Origin of the sequence: Rhizobium sp. RAF36, from assembly GCF_052114105.1 — a bacterium.
Lineage (GTDB): Bacteria > Pseudomonadota > Alphaproteobacteria > Rhizobiales > Rhizobiaceae > Rhizobium.
On record NZ_JBFREC010000029.1, the window covers coordinates 1 to 433 of the forward strand.

Annotated in this window: 1 protein-coding gene; it reads right to left on the reverse strand. The window is 65.4% G+C overall.

Annotation, left to right across the window (positions count from 1 at the left end):
• Positions 1 to 433: TolC family protein (locus AB4Z25_RS29340; protein ID WP_442210571.1), on the reverse strand; the 433-nt coding region annotated here is incomplete at both ends.

The following is a 433-nucleotide window of genomic DNA, read 5'->3' on the forward strand; positions in this document are numbered from 1 at the left end:
TTGGTGAGGTCGAAGGTTTCGCGGCGCGACTTCAGGTTTGCCTGGGAGAGCGCGATGCGTTCCTGGTAGTAGCGGGCGTCGATATAGCTGTTGACCAGATCCTGGAGGAAGGTGAGCTTGGCGACGTCGGCGGTGGCGTAGGCCGAATCTAGCGAGGCCAGCGCGCTTTCCTTCGAACGGCGGTATTCGCCGAACAGATCGAGCAGCCAGGAGACATTGGCTTCACCGGCGGTGGTGTTGGTGGCGCCGGAGCGGGTGCGAAGGTTGCCCATCTGGCCGCTGACGGTATGGGAAGCACCGACGACGAGGCTGGGCAGCGCGCCTGCACCGGCGACCGTCACCTGGGCTTCGGCGGCGTTGATGCGCTCCAGCGCCTGCAGCACGTCGAGGTTCTGGCCGATGCCCTGGGCCACCAGCGAATTCAGCCGCTGGT